The organism is Azospirillum formosense, from assembly GCF_040500525.1.
Classification (GTDB): Bacteria; Pseudomonadota; Alphaproteobacteria; order Azospirillales; family Azospirillaceae; genus Azospirillum; species Azospirillum formosense_A.
This window is the reverse complement of record NZ_CP159402.1, coordinates 1,519,741-1,537,065: the sequence shown is the minus strand read 5'-3', so window position 1 is coordinate 1,537,065 and position 17,325 is coordinate 1,519,741. Positions and strand designations below refer to the sequence as shown.

The window sequence follows — 17,325 nt, the reverse complement described above, 5'->3', positions numbered from 1 at the left end:
GGGTTCGTGGGATTGGCCGCTGTGGTCGGCGTGTCGGCGGCGGCGCTGGGGCTGACCCGGCTGGTGCCGCCCCTGCGCTCCGCCGACGAGAGCTTCCGCGACCTCGCCATCGCCTACTTCACGCCGCCCGCCCCGCAGCATCCCGGCATCGTGCTGGTCACGCTGGGGGAGGATCTGTTCGCCACGCTGGCCTGCCGGTCGCCGGTGGACCGCGGCTTTCTCGCCGATCTGGTGGGGACGCTGGAGGCGGCGGGGGTGCGGGCGATCGGGCTGGACATCCTGTTCGACCAGCCGACCCTGCCGGCGCTCGACGAGCGGCTGCGCCAGCGCATCCAGCGGGCCTCGGTGCCGGTGGTCGCCATCACGGCGCTCGGCGACACGCCGCTGACCGAGGAGCAGCGCCGCTACCTCGGGCGGTTCCTCGACGGCATCCCGCACGGCCACGCCAACCTCGCCAAGGACCGGCTGGACGGCACGGTGCGCTGGCATGTGCCGCGCGGGCCGGACGGGCTGCCCAGCTTCCCGGCGCGGCTGGCCCAGGTCGCCGGAAAGGCTGCAGGGGAGGGGGCCGGAGGGGCGGCGATCGCGGCGGAGCCCTTCCGCATCGACTGGCACGCCCGCCCGTCGCCGGACGCGCCGCCCTTCCCGACCTATCCGGCGGACATGGTGGGGATGCTGCCGCGCGGCTGGCTGGCCGGGCGGATCGCCGTGGTCGGCACCGTCCTGGTCGGTGTGGACCAGCACCGCACGCCGCTGTCGGTCGCCGGCCTGTCCACGCCGGGGGTGGAGATCCAGGCCCATGCGCTGGCCCAGATCCTCGACGGGCGGACCAGCCGCGACCTGTCCGACGGCTGGGCCGTCGCGCTGGTGCTGGCGCTGAGCGCCGCGGGAGTGGCGCTGGCGGTGGCCGGCTGGCCGGTGTGGCTGCTGGTGCCGGCCAGCCTGCTCGGGCTGCTGGCCCTGTGGGCGGCGGCGCTGGCGCTGTTCGCCCAGGGCGGGCCGCTGGTGGCGATGATGGCGCCGTCGGCGGCGTGGCTGGGCGGCATCGCCGCGATGACCGCGCATCTCTCGCTGAAGGAGCGCACCGACCGCCGCAGCCTGATGCAGCTGTTCGCCAACCACGTCTCCCAACCCGTCGCCGAGGAGATCTGGCGGGAGCGCGCGACCTTCCTGGCCGGCGGGCGCCCCCGCCCGCAGGAGCTGACCGCCACCGTCTTCTTCTCCGACATCGAGGGCTTCACCACCGTCTGCGAGGCGCTGGAGCCGGAGCCGCTGATCCTCTGGCTGGAGGGCTATCTCGACGCCATGGTGCGGGTGGTGGCGGCGCATGAGGGCATCGTTCTGCGCTTCATCGGCGACGCCATCCTGGCGGTGTTCGGCGCCCCCGTCGCCCGCAGCACCCAGGCGGAGATCGACGCCGACGCCGAGCGCGCCGTGCGCTGCGCCATCCAGATGGGGCGGGAGCTTCGGGAGCTGAACAAGCGCTGGCAGGCGGAGGGGTTGCCGGCCATCGGCATCCGCGTCGGCATCCACACCGGTCCGCTGGTGGCGGGCAGCCTGGGCGGGCTGCGGCACATGGAATATTCGCTGCTCGGCGACACCGCCAACACGGCGGCCCGGCTGGAGGCGCTGGGCAAGACGGTGGACATGCGCTCCTCGCCCCATTGCCGGATCGTCATCGGGGAGCCGACCTGGACCGCGGTGCGGGACACGGTGGCCGGGCTGCCGGTCGGCGAGATGGCGCTGAAGGGCAAGCGCAAGGCGGTCCGCGCCTGGCTGGTCCTCGACCGCGAGGGGGAGGAGGCGAGGCCCGCGGCGGAGGCCGGGGAATGACCGCCCTTCTCCGTATTCGGGATTAGGCTGAATGAACGCTTGGTGCGCAGGAATCGAAATATTAAGATCGGCTAATTGGCAATTTTATGCCGACAGGTGCCGGGTATGGGGTGCGCAACCGCCTTCCCACCATGGAGCCGGCCGATGTTCGACGGACCCTTGACGCAGCGTTGTTCGGGCGCAGGCCGCTGGTCGGTCGCCCTTGCCCTGCTGTTGGTGGGGCTCCTCGTCTGGGCGCCGGGCGCGGCCGCCCAATCCCCGGCCTCCCAGCCTCCGCCGCCCCAGGCCTCCCAGTCCCCGGAGAAGCGCATCGCGCTGGTCGTCGGCATCGGCAAGTACGAATTCGCCCCCGAACTCCAGAACCCGGTCAACGACGCCAAGGCCATCGCCGAGGCGCTGCGCAAGCTGCAGTTCGACGTGGACGAGAAGTTCGACATGGACAACCGCGGCTTCGAGCGGGCGCTGCGCGACTTCGGCATTCGCGCCTCGCAGGCCGACGTGGCGGTGATCTTCTACGCCGGGCACGGCCTCCAGGTGGGCGGCAACAACTACATCGTTCCCGCCGACGCCAAGCTGGAGCGCGAGCGCGACCTCGTCTACGAGGCGATGCCGCTGAACCTGATGCTGGGCGAGCTGTCGCAGGCGCGCAAGCTGGGCATCCTGATGCTCGACTCCTGCCGCAACAACCCCTTCGTGGATCGGCTGAAGCAGGCCGGGCAGAACCGCATCCAGGTCAATTACGGCTTCGCCCGCGTCGACGACACGCCCAGCGACACGCTGGTCGCCATGGCCACCCGCGCCGACCAGCTGGCCGAGGACGGGCAGGGCGACCACAGCCCCTACACCGACGCGCTGCTCCAGCACCTCCAGACGCCGGGGCTGGAGCTAAGCCTGTTCTTCCGCAACGTGCGCGACACCGTGCGGCAGGCGACCAACGGGCGGCAGGAGCCCTACATCTTCGGCTCGCTGGGGGCGGCGCCCTTCTACTTCAACCCGCGCCCGCCCAACCGGCCGCCGGTGCTCGGCGAGATCCGCCCGCTGGAGCTGTCCGACCGCGCCGATGCCGAGCCGCTGCGCATCGGGCGCCCGACCGATCCCGACGACGACCAGCTTTTCGCCCAGATCTCCGGCCTGCCGCGCGGCGGCAGCGTGCGCATCGGCGACCGCATCGTGCTGATCGGCGACTATCTGACCGTGGAGCAGCTTGCCGCCACCAGCTTCAAGCCGGACGCGACGGTCGTGGGGGACGCCGGGCGGTTCGACTTCGCGATTATGGACGGGCGGGGCGGCGTGGTGCGGGGCGGCGTGGCGATCACCATCAAGCCGAGCAACCGCCCGCCGGTCGTCGCCGGCGCGCGCACCGTCCGCGCCCTGCCGAATCCCCTGGCCATCGAGGCGCCGGTGGACCCCGACGGCGACCCGCTGACCATCACCGTCACCGCCGTGCCCGACCGCGGCAAGGTGCGCGACGGCGCCACCCTGATCCGCCCCGGCGACCGGCTGCCGGCCGAGGCTCTGACCCGGCTGACCTTCGACCCGGAGCAGGAGCGGGCGGGTGCCGCCGGTGCCTTCACCTATCAGGTGGAGGACGGCAAGGGCGGCAAGGCCATCGGCACGGTGACGCTGGAGATCGCCCTGCCGGGCGCCGCCCCGGCCGCGCCGGCGCTGGAGGAATCGCTGTGGCAGATGGTCAAGGGCAGCCGCGAGCCCGCCGATTTCGAGGCCTTCCTGCGGCTGTTCGGGAACGGCACCTACGCCAAGCCGGCGCGGGAGAAGCTGGGTGCGCTCACCCCCGCCGCCAAGCCGCCGGAGGTCGCGGCGGCGCCGCAACCGCCGCCCAAAGCTCCCTCCCCCCCACCGATCCCCGCCCCGGTCGTCGAGGCGGCGAAACCGCCTTCACCGGCGCCGCCTTCACCGGTACCGCCCCAGCCGACGCCCGCCCCAGAGCAGGTCGCGGCGGCACCCCCGGCCGGCAACGGGAACAGCGCGGTGCGCAACCACAGCAAGTCCGCCAGCTTCCAGGACTGCCCGGACTGCCCGGTGATGGTGCGCATCGCGCCCGGCAGCTTCTCCATGGGCAGCGACCAGGGCGACCGTTCCGAACGCCCGGTGCACAAGGTGACCATCGCCAAGCCCTTCGCGCTCGGCGCCTACGAGGTGACGGTGGCCGAATGGCGCGCCTGCGTGGAGGGCGGGGGCTGCGCCGGCGGCATGCCGCGCATGACCAAACCCACCGACAGCACCCCGATCCACAACATCTCCTGGCTGGAGGCCCAGGCCTACGCGAAGTGGCTGAGCCAGAAGACCGGCCAGCGCTACCGCCTGCCGTCCGAGGCCGAATGGGAATACGCGGCGCGCGGCGGCACGACCGGCCGCTACTGGTGGGAGGGCCAGACGGGGACGCTCGCCAACTGCAAGGACTGCGGCGGCGCGCAGGAGCGGCTGACCCCCGCCTCGGTCGGCAGCTACAAGCCGAACCCCTTCGGGCTGCACGACATGAACGGCGGCGTGGCGGAGTGGGTCGCCGACTGCTGGCACGCGGACTATGCGGGCGCGCCCACGGACGGCAGCGCCTGGACCTCGGCCACCTGCCGGGAGCGCGTGCTGCGCGGCGGGTCCTGGCGGGGCGGCCTGACCGACATCACCGACACGGCGCGGCTGTTCTACGATCCCGACGTGCGGTACCTGAACAACGGGATGAGGGTGCTGCGGGAGTTAAATTGAGGGGGAGTGGTTGAGGCGAGCCCCCTCCCTGACCCTCCCCCGCTGACGCAGGGGAGGGGACGGACGACGCTTCGCAGAAGGCACCCTCTCCCGCCCAGCGGGGGAGGGCCGGGGTGGGGGCCCGACGCGACACCTCACCCATTCGCCTCGGCGATCTCCTCCAGCGCGTCGCGGTCGAGCAGGGTGATCCGCCCGGACTCCACGGCGATCACGCCGTTGCGCTGCCATTCGCCCAGCAGCTTGTTGATGCTCTCCCGTGACACACCGACCAGACAGCCCAGCTGTTGCTGCGACAGCTTGATGTCCAGCTTCAGCCCGCCCGGCACCGGCTTGCCGAACACGTCGGCCAGCCGCATCAGCGCGCGGGCGAAGCGCGACGACGCCTCCAGGAACAGCGTGTCCTCCAGATGCTCGCTGGTCTGGCGCAGGCGCTTGCACAGCACCGTGATGAGCTGGAGCGCCACCGCCGGACGCTCGTTGAGCAGCGGCACGAACTTCGAGCGGTCGAGCACCAGAAGGTCGGTCTCCTCCAGCGCCACGGCGTCGGCGGTCCGCGGCTCCCCGTCGAGCAGGGCGATCTCTCCGAACAGGCCGCCCTTGTTGATGATGTTCAGCACCAGCTCCTTGCCGTCGGTGGAGTGGGAGCAGATCTTCACCCGCCCGCGGATGACCGCCATCATGCTGTCGCCGGGGTCGCCCTTCTGGAAGATGACCGCGCCGGGCCGGAAATAGGCCAGCCGGGCGCTGGCGGCGAGGCGTTGCAACTCCGGCTTATCCAGATGCTTCAGCAGGAAATGCCCGGACAGCACCAGTTCCTTGTCGAACGCGATCCGCACCGTCGTCATGGTCGCCCCCATACGGCTCGATGCCGGACAGTGTAGCGGGCGGACGGCCCGCGACCGCGGCGCCAGAGGCGGTAACGCGCACGCCCGGCCCTGCCACGTTCTTGCGGGCATAGGGAAAGGGACCGACCGAAGGTGAATCTTGTCCTGCCCAATGGTTCGTGACTACCATCATCAGCAAGGCGTCCGGTATGAGGCGCCGGCCCGAGAGCGGGGACCGCAGAACAGGGAAGGAGACGAGCGTGGACGCCACCACTCCGTCCGCAGACCTATCCAGGCGCACGGCCAACCATGTGCCGCTGACGCCGCTGGACTTCCTGCGCCGCTCCGCGATGGTCTATCCGGACAAGACCGCCGTGGTCTACGGCCCCCTGCGGCGGAGCTGGGCGGAGGTCGAGCGCCGCGCCCGCGCGCTGGCTTCCGCGGTGACCGGGGCCGGCGTCCGGCCGGGCGAGGTGGTGTCCGTCCTGGCCTTCAACACCCCGGCGATGCTGGAGGCGCATTTCGGCATCCCCGGCGCCGGGGCGGTGCTGAACGCCATCAACACGCGGCTCGACCCGCCCGCCGTCGCCTTCATCCTGGAGCACGCCGAAAGCCGCCTGTTCCTGGTGGACCGCGGCCTGTCCACGGTGGCCCGCGCCGCGCTGGAGCGCATGGCGGCGCCGCCACGGGTGGTGTGGATCGACGACCCGGCGGCGCAGGACGCCGACCCCTTGGGCGATCTGGAGTATGAGGATTTCCTCAAGACCGGCGATCCCGAGGCGCCCTGGCGCACGCCGGAGGATGAGTGGGAGTCCATCGCGCTCAACTACACCTCCGGCACCACCGGCAACCCCAAGGGCGTTCTCTACCATCACCGCGGCGCCCATCTGAACGCGCTCGGCAACGTCATCACCTTCGGGCTGCGGCCCGACAGCGTCTATCTGTGGACGCTGCCCATGTTCCACTGCAACGGCTGGACCTATCCCTGGGCGGTGACGGCGGTGGGGGCGACCCATGTCTGCCTGCGCGCCGTCGACCCGGCGGCGATCTTCCGGCTGAGCGCCGAGGAGAAGGTCACCCATCTCTGCGGCGCGCCGGTCGTGCTGACCATGCTGATCCACGCGCCGGACGCGGTGAAGCGCGGCTTCGACCACGGCCCGGTGCAGGTGGCGACCGGCGGCGCGGCGCCGCCCAGCGCGGTGATCGCGGGAATGGAACGGATGGGCTTCCGCCTGACCCACCTCTACGGCATGACGGAATGCTACGGCCCCTCCACCGGCTGCGCGTGGCAGGACAGCTGGGCGGATCTGCCGCTTGAGGAACGGGCGGTGAAGATGGCGCGCCAGGGCGTGCCGAACGTCACCATGTCCGAGCAGACCGTGCTCGACCCCGACACCGGCCGCGCCGTGCCCGCCGACGGCGAGACGCTGGGCGAGCTGGCGCTGCGCGGCAACACGGTGATGAAGGGCTATCTGAAGAACCCGGCGGCGACCGACGAGGCGCTGCGCGACGGCTGGCTGCACACCGGCGATCTCGCCGTGCTGCACCCCGATCGCTACGTCGAGATCAAGGACCGCGCCAAGGACATCATCATCTCCGGCGGCGAGAACATTGCCTCGCTGGAGGTCGAGGAGGTTCTCTACAAGCACCCCCACGTCATGGAGGCCGCCGTCGTCGCCCGTCCCGACCCGACATGGGGCGAGACTCCCTGCGCCTTCGTCACGCTGAAGCCGGGATCGGAAGGGCGGGTGACGGAGGCCGAGGTGATCGGCTGGTGCCGCGACCATCTTGCCCATTTCAAGGCGCCCCGCACGGTGGTGTTCGGGGCCCTGCCGAAGACCTCGACCGGGAAGATCCAGAAGTTCGTGCTGCGCGAGCAGGCGAGGGGGTTGTGAGAGGGGCATTTGCGCCCCTCCCGACCTCCCCCCGCTTTCGCAGGGGGAGGAGACGTTCCCTCCCCTGGGCAGCGGGGGAGGGCTAGGGAGGGGGCCCGACGCATGAACCCCACCGTCACAAACCCAGGACCCCCATGATCCTCACCCTCACCAACCGCACCGCCCTGGTCACCGGGGCCTCCTCCGGGCTGGGCCGCCACTTCGCGGGCGTGCTCGCGGCGGCGGGCGCGCGCGTCGCGCTGGCGGCGCGGCGGCGCGAGAGCCTGGACGCCGCCGTCGCGGAGATCGGGGCGGCGGGCGGGCAGGCCATCGCCGTGCCGCTGGACGTCACCGACGCCGCCTCCGTCCGCGATGGCGTCCAGATGGCCGCGAGCGCGCTCGGCGGACTCGACATCCTCGTCAACAACGCCGGCACCACGGTCTCCAAGGCGGCGCTCGACCACACCGAAGAGGAGTGGGACCGGGTGATCGACACCAACCTGAAGGGCGCCTTCCTCACCGCGCAGGCGGCGGCGCGCGTGATGAGGGAGCAGGGACGGGGCGGTTCGATCGTCAACATCGCCTCCATCCTCGGGCTGCGGGTGGCCGGCCATGTCGCGGCCTACGCCGCGTCGAAGGCCGCCCTGGCGCAGCTCACCCAGGCGCTGGCCCTGGAATGGGCACGCCACGGCATCCGCGTCAACGCGCTGGCCCCCGGCTACATGGAGACCGACCTGAACCGCGACTTCCTGGCGACCGACGCCGGGCAGTCCCTGATCCGGCGGGTGCCGCAGCGGCGGCTGGGGCGGCTGACGGACCTCGACGGGCCGCTGCTGCTGCTCTGCTCCGACGCCTCGGCCTACATGACCGGGGCGGTCGTGCCGGTGGACGGCGGGCATCTGGTCAGCACCTTGTAATCAAAAAGAAAACGACGGAGAGGACCCGAACCGATGGATCTCAGCCTGCCGCCGCCGATCGAGGAGTTCCGCCGCCGCGTGCGCGCCTTCGTGGAGGAGCGCATCCTGCCGCTGGAAGCCGACCCGGCCTCCTACGACGAGCACGAGAACATCGCGCCCGCTCTGCTGGAGCGCCTGCGTGGGGAGGTGAAGGCCGCCGGTCTGTGGGCGCCGCAGATGCCGAAGGATCGCGGCGGGCAGGGGCTGGGCATCGTCGGCATGGCCGCCGCCTACGAGGAGATGAACCGCTCCATCTTCGGACCGGTCTGCTTCAACTGCGCCGCCCCCGACGACGGCAACATGCAGCTTCTCAACAAGGTGGCGACCGAGGCGCAGAAGGAGCGCTGGCTCCAGCCCATCCTCGACGGCAGGGTCCGCTCCGCCTTCGCGATGACCGAGCCGCATCCCGGCGGTGGCTCCGACCCTTCGATGATGAAGACCCGTGCGGAACGGAAGGGCGACCGCTGGGTGATCTCCGGCCACAAATGGTTCATCACCGGCGCGGGCGAGGCGCAGCATTTCATCCTGATCGCCCGCACCTCCGACGACAAGCGCAAGGGGCTGACCGCCTTCCTGTTCGACAAGGACCAGCCGGGCTGGGAGATCGTCCGCCGCATCCCGATCATGGGGCCGGAGGAGCATGGCGGCCATTGCGAGCTGCGCTTCGACGGGCTGGAAGTCTCCGACGAGAACGTCTTGATGACCGTCGGCGACGGGCTGAAGGCCACCCAGATCCGCCTCGGCCCGGCGCGGCTGACCCATTGCATGCGCTGGACCGGCCTGTCGAAGCGGGCCATGGAGATCGCCGCCGGCTATGTGCGCGAGCGCGAGAGCTTCGGCACCACGCTGGCCGGGCACGAGGGCGTGCAGTGGATGATGGGCGACGTCGCCATGCAGATCGAGATCGGGCGCCTGCTGATCATGAAGGCGGCGTGGCAGCTCGACCGCGGCGACTTCGCCCGCAAGGAGGTGTCGATGGCCAAGGTCCATGTCGCCGACACGCTGCACAAGGCGGTGGACACGGCCATCCAGCTCTGCGGGGCCAGGGGCTATTCGAAGGACACGGCGCTGGAGTGGATGTACCGCTACGCCCGGCAGGCCCGGCTGGTGGACGGGGCGTCGGAGGTCCACAAGATGGTCCTGGCGCGATTCTACATGGACGAGGGTGACGGCTTCTGGGCCTGGGGGTGACGGGATGGGCGCACTGATCGACGGGGAAAGCCGGCCGCGGCTGGAATCGTGGCTGGCCGGGGCGACCGGCGCGACGCGCGTGTCGGTGGCCGACGAAGGCACCCTGGGCGGGGGAGCCATCTCGCTCAACCTCGCGGTGACTCTGGACATCGACGGCGGGCCGCAGGCCGGTCGGCACGCCTGCGTGCTGCGCGCCCAGCCGGGCGGCGGCGCCACGTCCGGCATGAAGGCCAGCATCTCCAAGGCGCAGGAGTTCGCCGTGCTGCGCGCCGCCTTCGGCGCCGGGGTGGCCGCGCCCGAACCCATCGCCGCCTGCGGCGACCCGGCGGTCCTCGGCGCCGACTTCTACATCATGCGCCGCGCCGAGGGCATCGGCGCCGGGCACAAGGTGGTGAAGGCCGACCAGCCGCAGCGCGGACTCGCCCGCGAGCTTGGCCGCCAACTCGGCCGCCTGCACAAGGCCGGGCCGGACACGCCGGGGCTGGAGGACCTGCCGGTGCCGGCCGCGTCGCCTGGGCTCGACTGCGTCCACGCCTACCGCGACTGGCTGGGCGATCTGGCGCTGCGGGACGCCGTGCTGGCCTGGGGCCTGCGCTGGCTGGAAATCCACGCGCCGCCGCCGGGCGAACTGGTGCTGTGCCACCGCGACTACCGCACCGGGAACTATCTGGTGAAGGACGGCGGCCTGACCGCCATCCTGGATTGGGAGTTCGCGGGGTTCAGCGATCCCATGGAGGATCTCGGCTGGTTCTGCGCCCGCTCCTGGCGGTTCGGGCGCCACGACCGCGAGGCGGGCGGACTGGCCGGTCGTGAGGACTTCTATGCCGGCTATGAGGAGACGTCGGGCCGCCGGGTGGACCCGCGGGCGGTCGCCTATTGGGAAACCGCCGCCTACATGCGCTGGGCGGCCATCGCGGTCCTCCAGGGGCGCCGCCACACCTCGGGGGAGGAGCGATCGTTGGAGCTGGCGCTGACCGGGCGGATGCTGCCGGAAATCGAGTTGGATTTGCTGCGGCACATCCACGGGCTGGGACTGACGGCGTCCGCCCCGGCGGCGGTGGGTGCCGCACCCGCCGGCGATGCCGACGAAGAGAGGGTGGCCTGATGCGCACCAGCCCGAACGCCCAGGAGCTGCTGGGCATCACCGCGGAAACCTTCCGGACGGACCTGCTTCCCCACATCCCGCCGGCCCAGCGCTACACGGCGCTGATGATCGCCAACGCGCTCGGCATCGTGCAGCGCGAGCTGGCCGGAGCGGACGAGGCCGGCCACGCCATGCTGGCGGCGCTCGCCCTGCTCTACGGCGAGGACGCCGACGACAGCCTGTCCGGCGCCGACCTGCGCCAGCGGGTGGAGGCCCTGCAGCACCGGCTGTGCATCGAGATCGCCGCGGGCGACTTCGATCACGACGGCCAGGATGTGCTGATGGAATGTCTGGAGGAGATCGTCCAGGCCCGGCTGGGCATCGCCAACCCGAAGCTGTTGGGGGGCTGAATCGGGCTTCCCTCTCCCGGGGCGGGAGAGGGAAGCGAGGACATGGGCGTCACTCCGCGATCGGCTCGTAGAATTCCGGGCCGAAGTCGGCGGCTTGGCGGCTGGGCACGTTGAAGGGCTTCTTCAGGCCGCCGCGGAAATACCGCTTCACCAGATCCTGCCACGTCTCCACCGGGTCCACGCCGCGCTTGGCGCAGAGATGGCCGAACCAGCGGCGTCCGGCGGCGACGTGGGTGATCTCCTCGTCGTGGATGATCTGGAGCAGGGCGGCGCTCTCCGCGTCGCCGAACTCGCGCAGGCGGCGGACGGTCTCCGGGGTCACGTCGAGCCCGCGCGCCTCCAGCACCATCGGCACCACGGCCAGCCGGGCGGCAAGGTCGTGGGCGGTGGTCGTCGCCGCCTGCCACAGCCCGTCATGGGCCGGCAGCTCGCCATAGCCGGAACCGAGCTGGTTCAGCCGCTCCTCCAGCATCTGGAAATGCCGGGCCTCGTCGTCGGCGACCTGCACCCAGTCGTCGGTGAAGCCCTTGGGCATCCCCTCCCCGACGAAGCGGCTCACGATGTCCCAGGCGAGGTCGATGGCGTTCAGCTCGATGTGGGCCAGGGCGTGCAGCAGGGCGAGACGGTTCTGCGCGCTGCCGCCGCGCCCGCGCTTGGGCATGTCGCGGGGCAGCATCAGCGGCGGGCGCTCCGGACGGGCGGGGCGCTCCGGCGGGGCCAGCGCGCCGAACGCGGCGATGCGGCCATCGCGCCACGCCGCGGCGTAGTCCCGCGTCAGGCGCACCTTCTCCAGCGGCGCCGCGGTGGTCAGCACCGCAACGGCCGCCTCGCACAGGGTCGTCACCATCCATACGCAACGAAATGGGGGTTTAGGATGTCGGCCTTGCCGTAGAGGAAGGGCGAGCCGTCGGGCTGCTCCACCCGCCCGCCGGCGGCGGCGAGGATGGCGTGGCCGGCGGCGGTGTCCCATTCGCTGGTCGGGCCGAAGCGGGGGTAGAGGTCGGCCTTGCCCGACGCCACCGTGCAGAATTTCAGCGAGCTGCCGCAGGTCACGCGGTCCTTCACCGTGTAGCCGGCGAGGAAGCCTTCCAACTCGCCGCCGCTGCCGTGGGAGCGGCTGGCGACCACGGTCAGGCCGTCGGGGGGCGGCTTGCGCACCTGGATCGGGTAGTCGTGGCGGCCTTCCACCCAATGGACGGCGGTACCGGCCCCGCAGGCGGCGTAAAGGTCACCGGTGGCGGGCGCGTAGACAACGCCCAGGACCGGTCGTCCGCCGTCGATCAGGGCGATGTTGACGGTGAATTCGCCGTTGCGGTTGATGAACTCCTTGGTGCCGTCGAGCGGATCGACCAACCAGAAACGCCCGCCGGAAATGTCCGGCCTGTTCCCGGCGGCCACGGCCTCCTCCGCCACCACCGGGATGCCGGGGGCGATGTGGTGCAGGGCCGGGGTGATGACGTGCTCGGCGGCCAGATCGGCCTGGGTGACCGGGCTGCCGTCGACCTTTGTGGCGGCGTCGATGCCGTCGTTGTAGAAGCGCAGGATCACCTGACCCGCTTCGTGGGCGATGGTCCGCACCTTGGGCAGCAGGCTCGCCGCGGCGGTGTCGGTCATGGGTGGTCCTCCGGTCGGCTGGTGGGCGAACGGCCACCATAGCGCGCCCGGATGGTGGGCTGGAAGGCTGGAAAGGGCAGGGAGGATGGGAGAATGCGGATGAAGGCGGGCTGGCGCCCCATGGAACAGGCGGACCTGGATCGCGTGATGGCCATCGCCGAGGTCGTGCACCCCGATTACCCGGAGGACCGCGCCGTCTTCGCCGAGCGGCTGGCCCTCTACCCGGACGGCTGCGCCATGGCGGAACAGACCGGGGCGGAGGGGGACGTAACCTGCATCGGCTACATCGTCCTGCATCCGGGCCGGCTGGGCGTTCCGCCGCCGCTCGATTCGCCGCTCGGCACGCTGCCGGATTCGCCGGATTGCCTCTACCTGCACGACGTCGCCCTGCTGCCGGCGGCCCGGGGACTGGGGCTGGGAGCGGCGGCGTTGGAGCGCATGAACGCGCTGGCGGCGCGGCAGGGGGTGCGCTGGCTGGCCCTGACCTCCACCCCCGGCGCGCGGGCCTTCTGGGACGCGCAGGGATTCCTGCCCCATGACGGCGGGGCTGGGCTGGCGGCGAAGCTCGCTTCCTACGGCGGCGGGATGACCTACATGACGAAACCGGTGGAAGGCTGACCCGGCTTGTTTGAGATAATTTGCCAAAAATTGCATTTATCGCGCTGGGCGGGGATTCGATTTGCGGCAAGTTGTCCGACCCCGGCGGACGGTTCGGAATGATATCTTGCGGCGTCCCCACACCTTCAGCACAGCCGTTCGTCGGCAGGCCCCCTATGCAGCCATCCGCCCGATTCCCGTGGAAGTCCGAATACACGGTCGGAAACGAATCCATCGACGAACAGCACCGGACCCTTCTGGAACTGGCCGGGCTGCTGCACATGGCTGTGGCGGCGGGGCAGGGCTACAAGATCATCCAAAACGCCTTCGCCGCCCTGGTCAAGTACACGGCGGAGCATTTCTCCGACGAGGAGCAGTTCTGGATCGACGCCAAGAGCAGCGCCGTCGAGAAGCACAAGCGGCTGCACCGGGAGATCACCGAGGAACTTTTGGCGCTGCGGTTCGAGGGGCCGTACGGGGTGGTCTTCTGCACGCCCAACGAATTGACCAACTGGGTCGAGCATCGGCTGATCGCCCATTTCATCGAAGAGGATCAGGGCGTCTACCGGAGCCTGACCCAAGGCGCCAAGCGGAAGCGGACCTCCGCCTGAGCCCGGCACCGCCTCCGATGGTGGTCCGCCATCGCAGGTTTCACGTCCAACGTTGCCTTTGCCGTGGAACGGACCCAACTCTAACTGGTTTATGATGTGGCGCGGCTGCCGGATGGGCGCGGGATTCCCCGCCCGTGCGGCGGCCCCGCTCCACCAGACCAGCGGAGCGACGGCGGCGGATGAAGAACTCGGACAATGGCCGGATCGATCGGAACGACACGCTCTGGTACAAGGACGCGGTCATCTATCAGCTTCACGTTAAGGCGTTCTTCGACGCCGACAACGACGGCATCGGCGACATCGCCGGCCTGACGCAGAAGCTCGACTACATCCAGGAGCTTGGCGTCACCACGCTGTGGCTGCTGCCCTTCTACCCCTCGCCGCTGCGCGACGACGGCTACGACATCGCCGACTACAAGGCGGTCAACCCGTCCTACGGCAATCTCCAGGACTTCAAGCGGTTCCTGCGCGAGTGCCACGACCGCGGCCTGCGCGTCATCACGGAACTGGTCATCAACCACACCTCCGACCAGCACCCGTGGTTCCAGCGCGCCCGTCTGGCCAAGCCGGGATCGAACCACCGGAATTTCTATGTCTGGTCCGACACCGACCAGAAGTACCAGGGCACCCGCATCATCTTCTGCGACACGGAAAAGTCCAACTGGACATGGGATTCCGAGGCGCAGGCCTATTTCTGGCACCGTTTCTACTCGCACCAGCCCGACCTGAACTTCGATAACCCGAAGGTCCTCCAGGAGGTGCTGAACGTCATGCGCTTCTGGCTGGACATGGGGGTGGACGGGCTGCGGCTCGACGCCGTGCCCTACCTGAAGGAGCGCGAGGGCACCAACAACGAGAACCTGCCGGAAACCCACGACGTCCTGAAGGCGATCCGCACGGAGATCGACAAGGGCTACGGCGACCGCATGCTGCTGGCCGAGGCGAACCAGTGGCCGGAGGACGTGCTGCCCTATTTCGGCGACCTGGAGAAGGGCGGGGACGAATGCCACATGGCCTTCCACTTCCCGCTGATGCCGCGCATCTACATGGCCGTCGCCATGGAGGACCGGCACCCCATCGCCGACATCATGCGCCAGACCCCGGACATCCCGGACGAGTGCCAGTGGGCCATCTTCCTGCGCAACCATGACGAGCTGACGCTGGAGATGGTGACCGACCGCGAGCGGGACTATCTCTGGGACTTCTACGCCGCCGACCGGCGGATGCGGATCAACCTGGGCATCCGGCGGCGCCTCGCCCCGCTGCTGCAGAACGACCGCCGCAAGATCGAGCTGCTGAAGAGCCTGCTGCTGTCCATGCCGGGCACGCCGGTGCTCTATTACGGCGACGAGATCGGCATGGGCGACAACATCTATCTCGGCGACCGCGACGGCGTGCGCACGCCGATGCAGTGGTCGCCCGACCGCAACGGCGGCTTCTCCCGCGCCGACCCGGCGCGGCTGTACCTGCCGGCGATCCAGGACCCGATCTACGGCTTCCAGGCCATCAACGTCGAGGCGCAGCAGCGCAGCCCGTCCTCGCTTCTGAACTGGATGAAGCGGCTGATCGCCGTGCGCCAGCAGCACAAGGCTTTCGGGCGCGGCAGCTTCCAGCTCCTCTATCCGGGCAACCGCAAGGTCCTGGCCTATCTGCGCTGCCATTCGACGGAGGAGGGCGACGAGGTCATCCTCTGCGTGGCGAACCTGTCCCGCTCCGCCCAGGCGGTGGAGCTGGACCTCAAGCAGTTCCGCGGCCGCGTGCCGGTGGAGATGCTGGGCCGGACGGTCTTCCCGCCGGTCGGCGACCTGCCCTACCTGCTGACCATCCCGGCCTACGGCTTCTACTGGTTCGCGCTGGCCGCCGAGGCGGCGCTTCCGTCCTGGCACGAGACGATGCCGGAACCGGTGCCCGACCTGCTGACGGTCGTGGTGCGCGACGGCTGGAAGAGCCTGATCAGCGGGCGCGCCGAGGCCGAGCTCGCGCGCGACATCCTGCAGGCCTACCTGCCGCAGCAGCGCTGGTTCGCCGCCAAGGATCGCCGGATCGAGCGCGCGCATGTTCCGGTGTCCGCGCGGCTGAACGGGCCGGGCGACGGTTTCATGCTGCTCCACACCGACGTCGAGCTTTCCGGCGGCGGCACGCAGTCCTACTTCCTGCCGCTCGCCATGAGCTGGGAGGAGAACGCCGGCAACACCGGCTGGCCGCTGCTGCCCTTCACGCTGGCCAAGGCCCGGCGCGGTCCGCGCACCGGCGCCATCTACGACGCGATGCAGGCCGACGCCTTCACCCGCAGCCTGCTGGCCGCCCTGCGCGAGGGGCGGGAGATCCCGGCATCGCACGGGCATCTGCGCTTCTCGCCCACGGCCTGCATGGCCGACCTGACGGTGGACGACGACACCGAGATCCGCCGCCTGGGCGTGGAGCAGAGCAACAGCTCCATCCTGGTCGGCAGCCAGGCCGTGCTGAAGGCGTTCCGCCGCCTGACCCCCGGCGCCCATCCGGAGCTTGAGGTCGGCCGCTTCCTGACCGAGGTGGCGGGCTTCCAGAACACGCCGCCGCTGCTCGGCTCCGTCGAGCATGTGGCGGAGGACGGCACGCCGACCGCGCTGTTCGTGCTCCAGGGATTCGTCCGCAACCAGGGCGACGGCTGGAGCAGCACCGTCGACTCGCTGGTGCGCGAGTTGGACGACATCCGTCTCGGCCTCGCCCACGATCCGGAGGAACCGACCGAGGGCGAACCTTTCGGCATGCACGCCGCCATGATGGCGACGCTCGGCCAGCGCACGGCGGAACTCCATTGCGCGCTGGCGAAGCGGACCGGCGATCCGGCCTTCGATCCGGAGCCGGTCACCGCCGACGACCTGAAGGGCTGGGGCGAGGCCGCCCGCCGCCAGGCCGAGGCCGCCTTCGCCGCGCTGCCCGGCGCCCTCGACCGTCTGGCCCCCGCCGTGCGCGAGCAGGCGGAATCGCTGCTGGCCCGCCGCGCCGACGTGATGAATCGTCTGGCCGAGCTGGCCGACACCCCGCCGCAGGGCGACAAGACCCGCATCCATGGCGACTATCATCTGGGGCAGGTGCTGCGCGCCCAGAACGACTGGTACATCATCGATTTCGAGGGCGAGCCCGCGAAGTCGCTGGAGGAGCGCCGGGCCAAGCACAGCCCGCTGCGCGACGTGGCGGGGATGCTGCGCTCCTTCAACTACGCCACCTGGGCGGCGCTGTTCCGGATCGACGAGACGGGCGTGCTGGAGGAGGCCGGTGCTGTGATGGAGGCGGCGCTCGATTGGGAGCGGCGCAGCATGCAGAGCTTCCTGGAGGCCTACCGAGCCGCCATGGGGGCCTGCCCGGACGTGCCGGACGGAACCGCAACGGATCGCCGCCTGCTGGCGCTGTTCCTGATGGAGAAGGCGCTGTACGAGATCGCCTACGAGGCCGCCAACCGGCCGAACTGGATCGGCATTCCGGTGAAGGGCGTGCTGGGGCTTCTGGACGGCGAGTCCTGAGGCGAAAACCCGAAACGGGGCATAGGACGCCGCGGGCGTGGTGTGACAAACGCCCCGGCGCTATGTTCACACCCCAAGAACGAGCAAGGGTAGGGGAAGGTCAG

Annotated in this window: 13 protein-coding genes; 10 read left to right on the top strand and 3 right to left on the bottom strand. The window is 70.5% G+C overall.

The genetic code is table 11. The annotated features are described in order from the left end of the window. Positions 1 to 6: 6 nt before the first annotated feature. The gene (locus ABVN73_RS07320; protein WP_353857435.1) at positions 7 to 1,833 is read left to right on the top strand and encodes an adenylate/guanylate cyclase domain-containing protein; all 1,827 of its coding nucleotides are present in this window, start codon (positions 7 to 9) and stop codon (positions 1,831 to 1,833) included. Between the two features lie 144 nt (positions 1,834 to 1,977). Further along, on the top strand, positions 1,978 to 4,557 hold the full coding sequence (locus tag ABVN73_RS07315; protein ID WP_353857434.1) for an SUMF1/EgtB/PvdO family nonheme iron enzyme: 2,580 nt from the start codon (positions 1,978 to 1,980) through the stop codon (positions 4,555 to 4,557). A gap of 134 nt (positions 4,558 to 4,691) precedes the next feature. On the opposite strand, the gene ABVN73_RS07310 is transcribed toward ABVN73_RS07315, so the two are convergent. Next, on the bottom strand, positions 4,692 to 5,402 hold the full coding sequence (locus ABVN73_RS07310) for a Crp/Fnr family transcriptional regulator (RefSeq protein WP_353857433.1): 711 nt from the start codon (positions 5,400 to 5,402) through the stop codon (positions 4,692 to 4,694). Between the two features lie 239 nt (positions 5,403 to 5,641). On the opposite strand from ABVN73_RS07310, the gene ABVN73_RS07305 reads away from it, so the two are divergent. From ABVN73_RS07305 to ABVN73_RS07285, 5 genes are all read left to right on the top strand, one after another. Continuing rightward, the gene (locus ABVN73_RS07305) at positions 5,642 to 7,276 is read left to right on the top strand and encodes an acyl-CoA synthetase (protein ID WP_353857432.1); all 1,635 of its coding nucleotides are present in this window, start codon (positions 5,642 to 5,644) and stop codon (positions 7,274 to 7,276) included. 134 nt (positions 7,277 to 7,410) lie between these two features. Then, positions 7,411 to 8,172: a glucose 1-dehydrogenase gene (locus ABVN73_RS07300; protein ID WP_353857431.1), complete on the top strand. Its 762-nt coding sequence runs from the start codon at positions 7,411 to 7,413 to the stop codon at positions 8,170 to 8,172. Positions 8,173 to 8,205: 33 nt separating this feature from the next. Beyond that, a complete protein-coding gene (locus tag ABVN73_RS07295) occupies positions 8,206 to 9,402 on the top strand; it encodes an acyl-CoA dehydrogenase family protein (RefSeq protein WP_353857430.1) in 1,197 nt (398 codons plus the stop codon). A gap of 4 nt (positions 9,403 to 9,406) precedes the next feature. Beyond that, positions 9,407 to 10,507 carry a phosphotransferase family protein gene (locus ABVN73_RS07290; RefSeq protein ID WP_353857429.1) on the top strand — a complete coding sequence of 367 codons (1,101 nt, stop codon included), beginning with the start codon at positions 9,407 to 9,409 and terminating at the stop codon, positions 10,505 to 10,507. Next, a complete protein-coding gene (locus tag ABVN73_RS07285) occupies positions 10,507 to 10,896 on the top strand; it encodes a DUF6285 domain-containing protein (protein ID WP_353857428.1) in 390 nt (129 codons plus the stop codon). The genes ABVN73_RS07290 and ABVN73_RS07285 overlap by 1 nt, the downstream gene beginning before the upstream one ends. Positions 10,897 to 10,945: 49 nt before the next feature. On the opposite strand, the gene ABVN73_RS07280 is transcribed toward ABVN73_RS07285, so the two are convergent. Both ABVN73_RS07280 and cysQ read right to left on the bottom strand, forming a co-directional pair. Beyond that, on the bottom strand, positions 10,946 to 11,743 hold the full coding sequence (locus ABVN73_RS07280) for a ferritin-like domain-containing protein (protein WP_353857427.1): 798 nt from the start codon (positions 11,741 to 11,743) through the stop codon (positions 10,946 to 10,948). Further along, the gene (gene cysQ / locus ABVN73_RS07275) at positions 11,737 to 12,510 is read right to left on the bottom strand and encodes a 3'(2'),5'-bisphosphate nucleotidase CysQ (protein WP_353857426.1); all 774 of its coding nucleotides are present in this window, start codon (positions 12,508 to 12,510) and stop codon (positions 11,737 to 11,739) included. The genes ABVN73_RS07280 and cysQ overlap by 7 nt, the downstream gene beginning before the upstream one ends. A 93-nt stretch (positions 12,511 to 12,603) precedes the next feature. Between cysQ and ABVN73_RS07270 the strand changes: the two genes are divergently transcribed. The 3 genes from ABVN73_RS07270 (at position 12,604) to treS (ending at position 17,221) form a co-directional block, all read left to right on the top strand. Beyond that, the gene (locus tag ABVN73_RS07270; RefSeq protein ID WP_353857425.1) at positions 12,604 to 13,128 is read left to right on the top strand and encodes a GNAT family N-acetyltransferase; all 525 of its coding nucleotides are present in this window, start codon (positions 12,604 to 12,606) and stop codon (positions 13,126 to 13,128) included. Between the two features lie 155 nt (positions 13,129 to 13,283). Beyond that, the gene (locus tag ABVN73_RS07265; RefSeq protein ID WP_353857424.1) at positions 13,284 to 13,718 is read left to right on the top strand and encodes a hemerythrin family protein; all 435 of its coding nucleotides are present in this window, start codon (positions 13,284 to 13,286) and stop codon (positions 13,716 to 13,718) included. 179 nt (positions 13,719 to 13,897) lie between these two features. Beyond that, a complete protein-coding gene (gene treS / locus ABVN73_RS07260; RefSeq protein ID WP_353857423.1) occupies positions 13,898 to 17,221 on the top strand; it encodes a maltose alpha-D-glucosyltransferase in 3,324 nt (1,107 codons plus the stop codon). Positions 17,222 to 17,325 lie beyond the last annotated feature (104 nt).

Excerpts from the sequence above, each read along its gene's own strand:
- ABVN73_RS07315 (WP_353857434.1), top strand. The coding sequence starts at position 1,978 with ATGTTCGACGGACCCTTGACGCAGCGTTGTTCGGGCGCAGGCCGCTGG.
- ABVN73_RS07310 (WP_353857433.1), bottom strand. The coding sequence starts at position 5,402 with ATGACGACGGTGCGGATCGCGTTCGACAAGGAACTGGTGCTGTCCGGG.
- ABVN73_RS07300 (WP_353857431.1), top strand. The coding sequence starts at position 7,411 with ATGATCCTCACCCTCACCAACCGCACCGCCCTGGTCACCGGGGCCTCC.
- ABVN73_RS07295 (WP_353857430.1), top strand. The coding sequence starts at position 8,206 with ATGGATCTCAGCCTGCCGCCGCCGATCGAGGAGTTCCGCCGCCGCGTG.
- ABVN73_RS07290 (WP_353857429.1), top strand. The coding sequence starts at position 9,407 with ATGGGCGCACTGATCGACGGGGAAAGCCGGCCGCGGCTGGAATCGTGG.
- ABVN73_RS07285 (WP_353857428.1), top strand. The coding sequence starts at position 10,507 with ATGCGCACCAGCCCGAACGCCCAGGAGCTGCTGGGCATCACCGCGGAA.
- ABVN73_RS07280 (WP_353857427.1), bottom strand. The coding sequence starts at position 11,743 with ATGGTGACGACCCTGTGCGAGGCGGCCGTTGCGGTGCTGACCACCGCG.
- cysQ (WP_353857426.1), bottom strand. The coding sequence starts at position 12,510 with ATGACCGACACCGCCGCGGCGAGCCTGCTGCCCAAGGTGCGGACCATC.
- ABVN73_RS07270 (WP_353857425.1), top strand. The coding sequence starts at position 12,604 with ATGCGGATGAAGGCGGGCTGGCGCCCCATGGAACAGGCGGACCTGGAT.
- ABVN73_RS07265 (WP_353857424.1), top strand. The coding sequence starts at position 13,284 with ATGCAGCCATCCGCCCGATTCCCGTGGAAGTCCGAATACACGGTCGGA.
- treS (WP_353857423.1), top strand. The coding sequence starts at position 13,898 with ATGAAGAACTCGGACAATGGCCGGATCGATCGGAACGACACGCTCTGG.